13 protein-coding genes are annotated in these 12,708 nt (G+C 62.3%); 11 read left to right on the top strand and 2 right to left on the bottom strand.

Going from position 1 to position 12,708, the window contains the following annotated elements; translation table 11 throughout:
* Positions 1-9: 9 nt before the first annotated feature.
* A complete protein-coding gene (locus HF916_RS20225; protein ID WP_168790618.1) occupies positions 10-1,647 on the bottom strand; it encodes an FHA domain-containing protein in 1,638 nt (545 codons plus the stop codon).
* 296 nt (positions 1,648-1,943) lie between these two features.
* Here HF916_RS20225 and HF916_RS20220 point away from each other — a divergent pair, with 296 nt between their 5' ends.
* The 7 genes from HF916_RS20220 to HF916_RS20195 all read left to right on the top strand — a co-directional run bounded on the left by HF916_RS20220 (position 1,944) and on the right by HF916_RS20195 (position 7,536).
* Positions 1,944-2,747 (top strand): DUF4255 domain-containing protein, encoded by an 804-nt coding sequence (locus HF916_RS20220; protein ID WP_240975448.1) that lies wholly within the window; start codon positions 1,944-1,946, stop codon positions 2,745-2,747.
* A gap of 63 nt (positions 2,748-2,810) precedes the next feature.
* On the top strand, positions 2,811-4,784 hold the full coding sequence (locus HF916_RS50990; RefSeq protein ID WP_240975447.1) for a phage tail sheath C-terminal domain-containing protein: 1,974 nt from the start codon (positions 2,811-2,813) through the stop codon (positions 4,782-4,784).
* A gap of 22 nt (positions 4,785-4,806) precedes the next feature.
* Complete coding sequence (locus HF916_RS20210; protein WP_168790617.1) at positions 4,807-6,099, top strand: phage tail sheath family protein; 1,293 nt, start codon at positions 4,807-4,809, stop codon at positions 6,097-6,099.
* 14 nt (positions 6,100-6,113) lie between these two features.
* Positions 6,114-6,560, top strand: coding sequence for a phage tail protein (locus HF916_RS20205; RefSeq protein ID WP_168790616.1), 447 nt, complete (start codon positions 6,114-6,116; stop codon positions 6,558-6,560).
* Positions 6,557-6,925 (top strand): phage tail assembly protein, encoded by a 369-nt coding sequence (locus HF916_RS20200; RefSeq protein ID WP_168790615.1) that lies wholly within the window; start codon positions 6,557-6,559, stop codon positions 6,923-6,925. Before HF916_RS20205 ends, HF916_RS20200 begins: the two co-directional genes overlap by 4 nt.
* Entirely contained in the window at positions 6,868-7,095 is a 228-nt protein-coding gene (locus tag HF916_RS51725; RefSeq protein WP_346777718.1) for a DUF6760 family protein, read from the top strand. The genes HF916_RS20200 and HF916_RS51725 overlap by 58 nt, the downstream gene beginning before the upstream one ends.
* Positions 7,096-7,104: 9 nt before the next feature.
* A complete protein-coding gene (locus HF916_RS20195; RefSeq protein WP_168790614.1) occupies positions 7,105-7,536 on the top strand; it encodes a phage tail protein in 432 nt (143 codons plus the stop codon).
* Between the two features lie 760 nt (positions 7,537-8,296).
* Here the strand turns inward: HF916_RS20195 and HF916_RS20190 are convergent.
* Positions 8,297-8,536 (bottom strand): hypothetical protein, encoded by a 240-nt coding sequence (locus HF916_RS20190; RefSeq protein WP_168790613.1) that lies wholly within the window; start codon positions 8,534-8,536, stop codon positions 8,297-8,299.
* Positions 8,537-9,272: 736 nt separating this feature from the next.
* Here HF916_RS20190 and HF916_RS20185 point away from each other — a divergent pair.
* The 4 genes from HF916_RS20185 to HF916_RS20170 are packed head-to-tail and all read left to right on the top strand — an operon-like array spanning position 9,273 to position 12,662.
* The gene (locus tag HF916_RS20185; protein ID WP_168790612.1) at positions 9,273-10,235 is read left to right on the top strand and encodes a hypothetical protein; all 963 of its coding nucleotides are present in this window, start codon (positions 9,273-9,275) and stop codon (positions 10,233-10,235) included.
* Positions 10,226-10,951 carry a CIS tube protein gene (locus tag HF916_RS20180; RefSeq protein WP_168790611.1) on the top strand — a complete coding sequence of 242 codons (726 nt, stop codon included), beginning with the start codon at positions 10,226-10,228 and terminating at the stop codon, positions 10,949-10,951. The genes HF916_RS20185 and HF916_RS20180 overlap by 10 nt, the downstream gene beginning before the upstream one ends.
* Positions 10,948-12,018 (top strand): phage late control D family protein, encoded by a 1,071-nt coding sequence (locus HF916_RS20175; protein ID WP_168790610.1) that lies wholly within the window; start codon positions 10,948-10,950, stop codon positions 12,016-12,018. Before HF916_RS20180 ends, HF916_RS20175 begins: the two co-directional genes overlap by 4 nt.
* Positions 12,015-12,662, top strand: coding sequence for a phage baseplate assembly protein V (locus HF916_RS20170; RefSeq protein WP_168790609.1), 648 nt, complete (start codon positions 12,015-12,017; stop codon positions 12,660-12,662). The genes HF916_RS20175 and HF916_RS20170 overlap by 4 nt, the downstream gene beginning before the upstream one ends.
* Positions 12,663-12,708 lie beyond the last annotated feature (46 nt).

The following is a 12,708-nucleotide window of genomic DNA, read 5'->3' as shown; positions in this document are numbered from 1 at the left end:
TGACGGGCGCTACGGCACCCTGTGCCGATCTTCGTTGTGGCGAATCGCGCCTTCACTGATGCTGTGCAGTTCGAACGTGGTCCGTCCAAAACGGATTTCGTCGCCAGGCGCGAGCACGCCAGCCGTGCCACTCAGACGGGTGCCGTTCAGGAACGTGCCGTTAGTCGACGACAAATCATTCAGATACAGCGAGCCTCCTTCGAAGCGGATCGTCGCGTGGTTGCCCGATACGTATTCATCGCCTGTGAGTGCCAGTTCATTCTTCGCGTCAGCTCCGACGTGAATCAACGCTTGCTCGATTGCAAACTGTTTGCCCCGCCACGGGCCAGAGCGTCCGATCAACTGGGCGTTCGGACGGCCTCGCGCCGGTGCGGCGAAAAACGCGCCGATCTGCGTGCCTGCGCGTAGCGGGCGAGCGTAAGGCTCGGGCGGCGGCGTGGGGGCAGGCGGCGGTTCGGGTGGGCGAGGGCGCAACAGATAGGTCAGTAACCAGATGAGCGCCGCGACCATCGCGAGAATCACCGCAGCAAATGTGCCGATGTTCACCTTCGCTATAGGAGACGAGCCAGACAGCAGCTTTATGAATTTCTCCAGCAAGTTTTTTTCCGGCGGCGGCGGTGGGGGGCGCTTCACGGGCTGCACGGCGGCGCGGGCGGGAGCCGTCGCCGGTAGTGCCAGCGCCAGGTTCACCGGTACGCTCACGGCAGTGGCTCCGGCCACCGCGTAGCGAAGTTGTGCCGAAGCGTCAGGTCTTGCCGACGGGTTTGCGGGGTACTGGAAATGCAGATCGAAGGTCGGCACTGGCTTGACCCCGAGATCGCTACGAACGGCGTCGGCTAATTGTCCGCCGTCGCCTGCCAGAACGAACTTGCCTCCGCTTGCCATGGACATGGCCTGCAGCGACCCCGCAAAGCCATGGGCTTCGGGACCGAAGCCAACGGTATCGATGGGGACGCCGCGCGCTTTTGCTTCTTCGAGCAGGCTCTGGAGTGCGAGTTGGCTGCCTTCGTCCTTGCCGTCGGAAATGATGAGCAGGCGGCCACGCCCTTGCGACTGATCGCGCAAGCGATTGAGCGCGTGGTTGACCGTGTCGTAAAGCAACGTCTTGCCATCTTTGCCGCGCTCGGCCTGCACGCCTGAAATAGCGCCCGTGACGGCCGCCTGGTCCGACATGAATGGCTGGGGTGGTGGAATGGCGGAACCGAACGGCAGGACCGCGATCTGCAGATCCGGACGCGATACGGCAAAGGCCTCGGTCAACGCCTGCTTGATGGCGGGCACCGCGAGCCGCATGGAGCCGCTGCGGTCGACGCCGACGATCACCGCAGTAGGCTGAGCGGACGCAAGATCGGTGACGGGAGTGACCTGATTCGCGACGACATCCCGGGTCGGCGAATTGGGGAAGTGCAGATGGAACGCTGTGGCGGGCGGCTGACTGTCGGCAGTTCGAACCGTGGCGACCACCGAGCCGGGGCTGGCCTCCTTGACCGACACAATTTGCAGATCGGCCCCGAGTGCGAGACCCGTCGAAAAGATCCACAATGAAGTTAGCCACGCGGCGAACATCGCGCCCGCCTGCACGACGCGAAGGAGTCGCGTCCTTACAACTCCGCCGCTCGCGGCATCGGAACGAGGTTCGACAGGCATGGCCAGGCCCTTCAGATCACAACTCAAGGCGTTGCGCGCCGTTCAGCTCTCGTCCGGCTGGCGTATCCCATGCAACTTTTTGAGCGTGTGCTACTAAGCGTCGTTCGCAAATAACGCGTACCTCGAACACAACGCGGATTATTGAACTGAGGTTTAGACTCGCGACTCGTGTTTGTCAAGATTTGGCTGGAATGAGCCGACGTGCGTCTGATTTGCACAGTGCATGGCCATGTATCACGGTGCACGAGAGTGCATCGCAATAGCGGTTTTTTCGACACGCCTCGCAGTCGAAATTGGTGAATACATCGGTATCCTTGACATTGTTAAAGATCTGCCCTATCCATAAAGCGGTTGAGATTTCGTATTCAAAGAGACGCGACACAGTTGAGTTCGGTGTTCAATCGAACGTTATCCAACGTGCATCGCGCCGATCGTCGAAAGACGCACGCCCCGTGTTCGAAGAACTGTCTGGCGCACTGCCAAGGGATGCGTTCGCCCCTATGATTGACGACCTCGACAAGACCTTGGCGGCATTGCTGAGACGCGAACTCGCACCTGGTTTGAGCGAACAGATCCAGGTGAGCTTCGAGGCGCCGGATGATCGCTTTCCGCCGCAATCTGTCACCACGCCGGCGGTCGATCTGTTTCTTTACGACGTGCGCGAAAACCTCGAATTGCGCAGTAACGATGTCGAGCTTGAAAAGCATGAAAACGGCATCGCGTTGCGCCGTTTTATGCCGGTGCGCGTTGACGCTTCTTATCTGATTACGGCATGGCCGCGCGAAGGGATCGCCAATCCGGCGGAAGACGAACATCGCCTGCTCGGCGAGGTGATGCGCGTGTTGTTGCGTTACCGCACGCTGCCGCAGGATCTGCTGCACGGGACGCTTGCCGCCAGCGAACTGCCGTTGCCGGTCAGTGCATTACAGCCGGGGCGTCTGCAGAGCCTCGGCGAATTCTGGCAGGCCATGGGTGGCAAGCCCAAGGCTGCGATCAACTACACCGTTACGCTCTCCATCGACGTTGCCGCGCCGCAAGAGGTGTATCTCGTCAAGGAGAGAATCTTCCATTTCGATGAGATGGCGTACAAGGGCGGGTGACGCAGCAGAGCGGTTGAAACGGATCATTGTGCGCAGGAATATCGACTGAAAGGGGACGTGTCCATGTCAAGTGCAACTTATCTCGCCCCGGGCGTCTATGTGGAAGAAGTCGCGTCCGCACAGCAACCGATTGCGGGTGTGGGAACCAATGTCGCCGGATTTATCGGTGTCTTCGGTCCGAAGATCTATATTCCGGTGCCCAATCCCGACTACGATCCGGTGGCTGCCCGCGCTGCGGCGCAGCTTGCGGACCTGTTAGCCGGCCAGGCGGCGGCGGTGCCGGGTGCGCCTGTCGATCCTGGCAGAGAAGCCGTCGCGGCGGAGGCGAAAGCGCAGGCAATTGCGGTCCTCGACAAGTCCGTTCAACGCGTGAGCGCCGCGCTTGCGGATTTGACCAAAAAACAGCCGCTAGCGCAGCAGCAGGTGGACGCGACGAAAACAACCTTGGTCGCCGCGGCGCAGACGCTGGAAAGTGCGACCACTGCACTCAACGCCGCGACTGACGATGCGGACCGGGACACGAAAAAGAGAGCGGTCGACGTTGCCCGCGCGGCTGAGCAGAAAGCTGATAAAGCCCACGCGACGGCGATAAGAAATCTTGCCGAGATAGAGCAGGAGATACCGCAGAAACAGCAGGAGTTCGATGAACTCAAGGAGAAGCTGGCTGCGGCAAAAACGCAGCCGGCGCCTGCTCCTGCTGGTGGCGCAGAAGCCGCTGAGGGAGCCGTCGCGGTGGCGGAAGCGCCCGCGGCCGCGCCGCCGGCCAGGACGCCGCCAAAAAGTAGTTTCGTCGAGCAGGAGGACGCCGATTTCGAGGACGTGACGGGCGGCAACGAGCTTCTTGCCCGTTCGATTCTGAGTCCGTTCGTGCTGCAGGAATTCGTTATTCCAACCGCCGCGCTCGACACGAAGCTGTGCACCAACTTCACCGAATACGTGCAGCGTTTCGGCAATTTCTCGGCTTATAAAGCGCTCGCCGATAACCCGGACGACAGTCCTGACAGCAGGATATTCGGTCCGATGCATCCTGGCCATCACGCGTTGACGCACGCACTCAATGGTTTCTTCAGAAACGGCGGGACCAAGGCTTTCGTGGCGCGAATCGACAACGTCGATCAGCTTGAAGACGCATTGGAGAAGTTCAGGTCGATCGACGAACTCGCCATTATCGCCGCGCCAGGTTTGCCGAAGAACCCGACTACGTGGGAGGCGTTGATGGACCACGTGGAAGACCGCGAAAACTGCTTTGCGATTCTCGACAGCGAGCAGGTAGTCAACGACGAAATTGACAACGATCTCGACATCGAGCAGTTGAGCTACACCAGCAGTGGGGGAATCAGCGAGGCGCTGCCGCGCCCGTGCAAGGACGCCGCGTTCTATTTTCCGCACATCGAGGTGATCGATCCCGCCAAGCAATTGCAGGACAGTGACCTTGCACGCAAGGTCAATCCGAAATATCGAGGCCGCACGTATGTGCCGCCGAGCGGACACATTGCCGGCATTTATTCGTTGACTGACGAAACGCGCGGTGTGCACAAGGCGCCTGCGAATTGCGTGGTGCGTGGCGCCATTGAGGTCAAGTACTACGTCAGCAAACCCATGCAGGAAATGCTCAACCCGCAGGGCGTCAACGCGATTCGCATCATGAACGGTGCGGTCACCGTTTGGGGGGCTCGCACTATCGGCGGCGATGCGAACGGTGAATGGAAGTACATCAGTGTGCGGCGCCTGTTCCTGTTCCTGCAGAAGTCGATTGAAGAAGGGACTCAATGGATCGTCTTTGAACCGAATGACGAGGCTTTATGGGCCAAGATCCGCTTGAACATCTCCGCGTTCCTGAAGAACGTATGGCGCAGCGGCGCACTATTCGGCGCGACACCGGAAGAGTCTTTCTATGTGAAGTGCGATGCGGAACTCAATCCACCTGAAGTGCGCGACGTCGGCCAGGTGATTACGGAAATCGGCGTGGCGATCGTGCGGCCCGCCGAATTCGTGATTTTCCGCATCACCCAGTCCACCGGTGCGCTGCAGACCTGAGCCGGTTCGTCCGGAGTGAGCGATGAGCACACGACTGCCCCCGCCCGGTGCGGACTTCCAGCGTCCGCCCGGTCTTTACTTCGACTGGCAGGCTATTGCTGCCAACGCGCCGGCGCGGCTGCCGAGCGGGGTGCCGCTGTTTGTCGGCTTGACGGGCCCTGTGCAGCCGGGGCAGGACGCGGCGCCCGTGCGCCGCCTGACACGCTGGCAGCAATTCGACGAAGCGTTCGCCAGCGATTCGGTGAGCAGCCTGCTCGCGTGCGCGGTGCGCGGCTTCTTCGAAAATGGTGGCCGGTTGTGCTACGTGATGCCAGTCGAACTGGCGCCCGATCCGCCCGCGGAGGTGGGCGTCGACATGCACGCAAGCCACGTAACGTCGGCGTTTCTCGCATTGTTTGAGATCGGCGGCCCGCTGGAACAAGTCGAGGAGATCGATCTCGTTTGTGTGCCCGACATCATGACGCGAGTGATTGCGCGCTCCGCTGAGAGCGTGATCGAGTTGCAAGGCTCCGTGATGGAATACTGCGCGCGCATGGGCGACCGGTTTGCGATTCTGGACGTGCGTGCCACCGACCCGGACAGCTCCATGACCGACCCGCGTCACGATGATGTGGTGATGGATGCAGTCGGCCATTGGCAGTCGCTGCCGGCGAATCACGGCGCGCTCTACTTTCCGTGGATTCGGGTCAAGGGTCACCGGGCGAGCGACGGCACTGCGCGTGCGGACATGCTGGTTCCGCCTTGCGGTCACATCGCGGGCGTGTATGCGCGCAGCGACCGGCGCATCGGCGTACACAAACCGCCCGCGAACGAACTGCTGGAAGGCGCGCTCGATCTGTCGTTCGATCTCGACGACAGCGGGCAGACGAAGTTGAACGGCGCTGGCGTGAACTGCCTGCGCGCGTCGCCGGGATGGGGTATTCGCGTGTGGGGCGCACGCACACTAAATGACCGGTCCGCGTGGATGTACGTGAACGTCACCCGCGTGATGCTCGCACTCAAGCGCTGGCTCGATCACGATCTGCGCGATCTGGTGTTCGAACTGAACGATCCGGTCTTGTGGGGAATCATCACCGAACGGATCGACCGTCATTGCGCGGAGCTATACAGGCATGGCGCACTGAAGGGGCAGCGCCCGTCAGAAGCCTATTTCGTGAAGTGCGATGCCGAAACGAATCCGCCATACAGCCGCGATAGCGGCGTTGTCGTCGCAGAGGTGGGCCTCGCGCCCGAGGTGCCGAGCGAATTTGTCATTGTCAGGATCACGCAGAGTGCGAGCGGCGTGACCGTTACTGGACCTACAGCCACGGTATAGAGGAGAGTCACATCATGGCAACCGGAAAGCGTTCTGATCCGTTTCGTGGCTTTAAATTCAGGGTGTCGATCGACGGGATTCAAAGGGCAGGCTTTCGGGAAGTATCGGGGCTCGACGCAGCCACGGATCCGATCGACTATCGCGAAGGGGATGACAAGACCCTGACGATTCACAAGCTGCCGGGGCTGAAGAAGTTCTCGAATCTCACCTTGAAGCGCGGCATTACCGACGACCATGACCTGTGGAAATGGCGCAAGCAGGTGATGGACGGCAAGATCAAGGACTGCCGCAAGAATGGCTCGATCATTCTGATGGACGACGAAGGCAACGACGTCGCGCAGTGGGATTTTGTCGAAGCGTGGCCGACCAAATGGACCGGGCCGACGTTCAACGCAACGGCTAACGAAGTCGCGATCGATACGATCGAACTTGTGCATGAAGGGCTGGATCGGACCAAATGAGCCTCATCACTGAATTCCCCTTCACGCTGCCGAATGGCTACGTCGATGCGCAGGGCACGCTGCATCGCGATGGCGTGATGCGGCTCGCGACCGCGAACGACGAGATTGCGCCAATGAAGGATCCGCGTGTGCAATCGAACCCCGGTTATCTGGCGATCATTCTTTTATCGCGCGTGGTGACGCAGCTTGGCGAGTTGCCGCAGGTCAACCCGCGCGTAATCGAGGAACTGTTTTCGGCAGACTTTGCGCATCTGGAGGCGCTATACCAGCGAATCAACAGCAATGGCCACAATCGCGTGCGCGTGACGTGTCCAGGCTGCGAAAAGAAATTCGAGGTGGAAATCGAAGAATCGGGGGAGCCATAGGCTACCCCCCCGACCAGCTCTTCGAGGAGGTAGCCTACGTCGCGTATCACTTTCACTGGCCACACTCGCAACTGATGAAGCTCGACCATCTCGAGCGTCAGCGGTGGGTGGAAGAGGTGGCCAGAATCAACGGGCGCATCAATCACGCGCAACCAGGCGCTCTGGAGTAGCACATGGCCATGTCAATCAGAGCAGACAACCTGTATGTCGGTTTCGTGTTCTCCGTTTCGATCGGCCCTCGTGTGGTCGCCGGGTTTAACGAGGTGTCGGGGCTGGTCGTCGAGTCCGAGGTCGAGTCGCTGCGCGAAGGCGGCGTGAATGATTTCGAACACCAACTGGTGGGGCCGACGAAGTACTCGTCGCGGCTCGTGCTGAAGCGCGGTCTCGGTGATCCTCAGGATCTGTGGCACTGGTATCTACTGGTGTTGAATGGACAGATCGCAAGACAGCCGTTGACGATTCTTCTGAACGGCACGCGCGGCCTGCCCGGCTTGCACTGGACGTTCATGGATGCGTGCCCCGTCAAGTGGACCGGACCGGAGATGCACGCGAACACGTCGGCGGTCGCATTCGAGTCGATTGAGGTTGTACATCGGGGAGTGCATAAGTGACTACGTCGGTTACGCGATCGCTCGGTGACGCGCTGTGGCAGCGTCATACGCATATCGCGCGGCACCGCTCGGGGCAGTCGTGGGAGGCGACGCGGATGGGCGCCGCGATCCAGGACAGACACACGGAGTTCGTCGCCGGGCCATTGCGGCGCGCAAGCGGCCGCGACGCAACGGGTGACGCGCAGAACTGGCCTGTTGTGGTTGGGTGGCGTACGCGATTTGATCCGCAGCCGCCTGATGTGCCCCTCGCCGGGACGCATAGGGTGGTCGCGCGCGCGCAACTGACGGAGTTGCCGGTGGCCAGTGCGCACGATCAGTTCAGCGCGGACGCACTGCTGTTGACGACTGACGCTCGGCAGGATGATGGACAGATACCGCGGACGCACGCCTCAACCGATCGTGCAGGATCCGCTGCGGCGAGCGCGGCGGATGAGGCTGGCGCACAGAGTGCACCGACCGTGTCACCGGTGGCATCCGTGCCGACTGCGGCGAGCGCGGCGATTGCGTCGATTGTGGCGCGCGATGGCGCTCAACCTGCGCATGCGCCCGATCCGGTCGCGCCGATCGGGCGTCGCGCCATTGACCGGGTGGCAAGTGCGACCGCTAGCGAACAGCCGGAGTCGCCGCAGGTTCACGCAGCGCCCCAGCAGGCTGCGCGGAAGCCGGACGTGCGAGCGGACCAATCCGTTGCCGGCGATCTGACCGACGCCACTGCGCTGCAGCGCTCCATCAGCACCGGTCATGTTCACGGTGAGTCAGTTCAACAGCACGCGGGCGAGGGCTCGGCTAGCGTGCGGGACGCAATGGTGCCGCAATCGCGCACGCCCTTGGTCCCCTCCGGCAGCTTGACGATCGGGGAGCCAAGTGCGCGTGGCTCGGTCGAGTCTCGCGCACAGGTAACGAACGCGTTGACGTCCGTCACGATGCGCATGCCGATGGCCGCATCGGTCGCGTCCGGCACGCACGAGATTGCGACGCCTCGACCTTCGACGATGCTCACGACGGCATCCAGGCAACCCCTACCCGGCGTGATGCACGGCGTGATTCATCGCGAGCGCGGCCGCCGGGGGACGTTGGAGCAGCCGTTGGCCAGTCCGATGCGCGTCGCTTCCCACAACCCGTCTTTGAACCTGAAGGGCGCAAGCAGCGCTTCGACCTCGGCGACGCGGACTGTATGGCCTGCCGTAAACGAAGCCGTCCGTGAACGGATCGCATCGCGAGTCCAGACCGACGCTGCCGCTGCGCGGACTGCGTCGAACGTCGTAGGGGAAGCTGTCCTTGCGCGGACCGCATCGCGAATCCCGAGCGACGTTGCTCCCGTGCGGACCGAGCGGGCTATCGATCGGGCCACTCGCGAGGCGGTCGCGATGTGGCCGACGGCAAATACGATGCAGCGCGCCTCAGTGTACGGATCAGTGAGCCGCGCCGCGTCTGCTTTGCCGGAGCGTCGTCGATTAGCTGTGGACCACCACACACTTCTCGCGCCGGCTCCCATCGTCAGCGCGCCGTCGCAACCGGCCCGCGAATGGGCCGGCGCCCCTGCGCGCGAAACCGCAGCATCGTCACACAACCCCGCTGATGCACGCACCCAGGTTGCGGCTGCTGTGCTCCACGCCGACGCCAATAATCCGTCCCGCGCCGAGGCTTCGTCCGAAGCTCATCGGCCTCATGAGCCTCATGAGCCGGTCGCAACGTTACCGGTTGCCCGCTTAACCGATGTGAACGCGCGAGCCATCGTGAATCTGTTGCGAGGTTCGAGCGAGCGCAGGAGCTTGCAGCGCGATCCCGCAATCGAATCAGACGCCAAGGTTCTGGCCGATGCCCCCGCTGTCGCCGAGCCATCCTCGCATCTGCCGATCAAGCCGATCCCACCGAACCACGCGGGGCGCGAGACGGCCGGATCGCGTACCGCGTCGCTCAGCGGCGCCGCCGGTCCTGGCGAAGCCGCCACGTTGGCCCGCGTTGTCGCCCGAACCGCGACGCCACCGTCCGCGCCCTGGTCAGCATCGACGGCGGCGGCGGGAACACTCGAGAGCGGTCCGCAGCCCCGGCCAACATCGACAAATGAAGTGGTGCCCGGGAGTACGGCGGTGTCGTCCGACCCGCAATGGATTGCGAAGCCGCTGACGCAGCCCAGTGGCATGATGTTCCACCACGATTTTCCGACATCGATGCACACCAGCGTCGAGCGCCAGGCCGATTTCACGCACGAACCTGGCGGTAGGGGTCAACCGCCGTCGTACGACTTTTCTCCCCCATCCATCGACGAGCGCAGCACCGCCAGTGTGCGGGGAGCGCCCGTCGCTCGCTCGCCGTATGTGCATCGGGTGTTCACACCGTCGGGCTCGTGGGCCATGCGCGCGACGGGCGCGCGCGCTGTCCAGCGCTCGCCGTTGCCGCTGTTGCCCGCCTATGGCGCGCCAGCACGCCACGCCGCGGCGGCCAGCCCAACGGGCAGTGACCCATCCACGCCGCCGGTCGCGATAGATCGGCTGGCCGAGCAATACGGTGTCATCCCAGTCGACACGCAAAAGACGGCCGCTCGACCCGCAGGCGCAACGGCGCCTGCGCAAACCGCGCCGGCGCCCGCTGCGCAGAAGACGGCCGACCCGAATGAACTGGCCGAAAAGGTCTGGGAGGTGATTCAGGACAAGCTGGCCGTCGAGCGCGAACGGCGAGGGTACGCGTCATGGCCCTGAACAAACTGACCATCCTCATCGAACTGCCTGGCGAAAACCTGCAATTCAGCGAATCCTCCGAGGACTCGCGGATCGTCGCGATGTTCAACCCGAAGAGTTTGAGCGTCACCCGGCAGGTGCAATGGAAGAGCCAGGACGCGTCCAAACGTGACAGCCCGGAGCTGCAATTCACGACAGCCGACCCCGCGACGCTCAGCGTCGAACTGTTCTTCGACACCTATGACACGCCGAATCCCGCCAAGGAGAGCGTCTTCAAGTACACCAGCAAGCTGCTCGCGTTGACATCGGTAACCGGTGACAAGCACCGGCCGCCGGTTTGCCAGATTCAGTGGGGCGGAGAAGCGATCATCTTTCAAGGCGTGCTGCAAGGCCTCGACACGCAATACACGATGTTCCTGGACAACGGCACGCCCGTGCGCGCGACGGTGAAGTGCACGTTCACCCAATGGCGCAGCAACCAGAAAGACTTGAAAAAGCAGAACCTGATGTCGTCGGACGTGGTCAAGGTGTGGACCGTGCGGCGCGGTCAGACGCTCGCCAGCATCGCGGCACTGGAGTATCGCGATCCGCGCTACTGGCGGCAGATCGCCGAGGCGAACGGCATCGACGACCCGCTTGCGTTGCAGCCCGGCACGACCTTGCTGCTGCCCGCGCTGCGCCTGTCGACGACGCCGAACACTCAGGCCAACGGCGGCGCCTATCTGGCGGAACCATGAACTCGCGCAGCAACTTCGACACGCTGGCCCCGGAATTCGCGCTGAAGATCAACGGCGCGGCGCTTCCGCTTGCCGCCGCCGCGGATCTGATCGGCATTAACGTGCTGGACGACGTGAATACGATGGGCATGTTCACGTTTTCGCTGACCTGCATGGACACGGCGCAGATGCAGGTCAAATGGATCGACGACGATCTGTTCCGCGAAGGCAATCCCGTCGAGATCGAAATGGGCTATCGAGACAACCGGCGAGTTCTGTTCAGCGGCGAGATTACCGGGCTCGAGCCGAGCTTCCCCGAAAACGGCCCGCCAACGCTCACCGTGCGCGGATACGACCGGCGTCATCGCATGATGCGCGAGCACAAGACGCGCTCCTATATCAACCTGAAGGACAGTGACATTGCCAGTCAACTGGCGGGCGCCGCTGGCCTCAAGCCGCAGATCGACGACACCCAGGTGGTGCTGCCTTACGTGCTGCAACACGGCCAGACGGACCTCGAGTTCCTGTTGAGCCGCGCACGGCGTATCGATCACGAAGTGGTGGTGGATGGCCATTCGCTGATTTACCGGCCACGCAAGATCAGCGAGAGCGCAACACTGACGCTGCGGCGCGAAATCGAACTACTGCAATTCCGCCCTCGAATGACGACGATGGGGCAGGTTCAGGAACTCGTCGTGCGCGGCTGGAACGCGAAAGATAAAAAGGAGTTCGTTGCGCGCGCCGCGGTTGGCGACGAACCCTCGTTGATGAGCGGAAAGAAGTCCGGCGCGGCGAGCGTGCAGCCGATTTTCGGCGCGTCCGGCAGCACCGTGGTGCGCGTCCCGGTGCAAAGCCAGCAGGAAGCGGATCAGATGGCGAAACAGCGTTTTTCAGAAATGGCGCTTGGCTATATCAAAGCCGATGGCGTTTGCATCGGCGAGCCGTTGATGCGTGCTGGCGTCGTTGTCAAGATCGAAGGACTTGGCGCGCGCTTTAGCGGCCTTTATTACGTGACCGCGACGGAGCAGAGTTTTTCGATCGCGAAGGGCTACCGCACGCGCTTTGCTGTAAGGAGGAACGCGACATGATGCACGACGACCTGCTGCACAGCCTGCTCGCGGGCGCGAACGCCGACGGCCGTTATTACGGCGTGGTGGTTGGCGTCGTCACGAATAACCAGGACCCCGACAGCATGCACCGCGTGAAAGTGCGCTTTCCCTGGCTGAAACAGGACGACGAGAGCAACTGGGCGCGTGTCGCCACGTTGATGGCGGGTAACGGACGCGGCGCCTATTTTCTGCCCGAGGTCGACGACGAAGTGCTGGTCGCGTTCGAGCACGGCAGCGTCGAGCAGCCGTTCGTGATCGGCGCGTTGTGGAACGGCAAGGATGTCGCGCACGAATCGAACTCGGACGGCAATAACGACAATCGCAGCATCAAGTCGCGCAGCGGCCATGTGGTGCGTCTGTGCGATCGGGCCGGCGAGGAGAGCATCGAGATCATCGACAAGACCGGGCAAAACCGTATCGTCATTCATGCCGCGGACAACTCGATCGCGATTGAGGCGCAAGGCGACATCTCGCTGCGCTCGCAGACCGGCAAGGTGTCGATCCAGGCTGTGGGCATCGAACTGAATTCGCAGGCGGACGTGACGGTCAAGGCGGCCACGACCATCGACGCAACCGCGACCGCGCCGATGAGTCTGAAAGGCGCGGTGATCAATCTGAACTGAATGAAGTGACCGGACTGACAGAACCGATATTCGCGGCGCGGCGAAT

Source organism: Paraburkholderia aromaticivorans (assembly GCF_012689525.1).
GTDB classification, from domain to species: Bacteria; Pseudomonadota; Gammaproteobacteria; order Burkholderiales; family Burkholderiaceae; genus Paraburkholderia; species Paraburkholderia aromaticivorans_A.
The sequence above is the reverse complement of the archived record's forward strand: the minus strand, read 5'-3'. Positions and strand labels throughout refer to the sequence as shown.

Excerpts from the sequence above, each read along its gene's own strand:
- HF916_RS20225 (WP_168790618.1), bottom strand. The coding sequence starts at position 1,647 with ATGCCTGTCGAACCTCGTTCCGATGCCGCGAGCGGCGGAGTTGTAAGG.
- HF916_RS50990 (WP_240975447.1), top strand. The coding sequence starts at position 2,811 with ATGTCAAGTGCAACTTATCTCGCCCCGGGCGTCTATGTGGAAGAAGTC.
- HF916_RS20210 (WP_168790617.1), top strand. The coding sequence starts at position 4,807 with ATGAGCACACGACTGCCCCCGCCCGGTGCGGACTTCCAGCGTCCGCCC.
- HF916_RS20205 (WP_168790616.1), top strand. The coding sequence starts at position 6,114 with ATGGCAACCGGAAAGCGTTCTGATCCGTTTCGTGGCTTTAAATTCAGG.
- HF916_RS20200 (WP_168790615.1), top strand. The coding sequence starts at position 6,557 with ATGAGCCTCATCACTGAATTCCCCTTCACGCTGCCGAATGGCTACGTC.
- HF916_RS20195 (WP_168790614.1), top strand. The coding sequence starts at position 7,105 with ATGTCAATCAGAGCAGACAACCTGTATGTCGGTTTCGTGTTCTCCGTT.
- HF916_RS20180 (WP_168790611.1), top strand. The coding sequence starts at position 10,226 with ATGGCCCTGAACAAACTGACCATCCTCATCGAACTGCCTGGCGAAAAC.
- HF916_RS20175 (WP_168790610.1), top strand. The coding sequence starts at position 10,948 with ATGAACTCGCGCAGCAACTTCGACACGCTGGCCCCGGAATTCGCGCTG.
- HF916_RS20170 (WP_168790609.1), top strand. The coding sequence starts at position 12,015 with ATGATGCACGACGACCTGCTGCACAGCCTGCTCGCGGGCGCGAACGCC.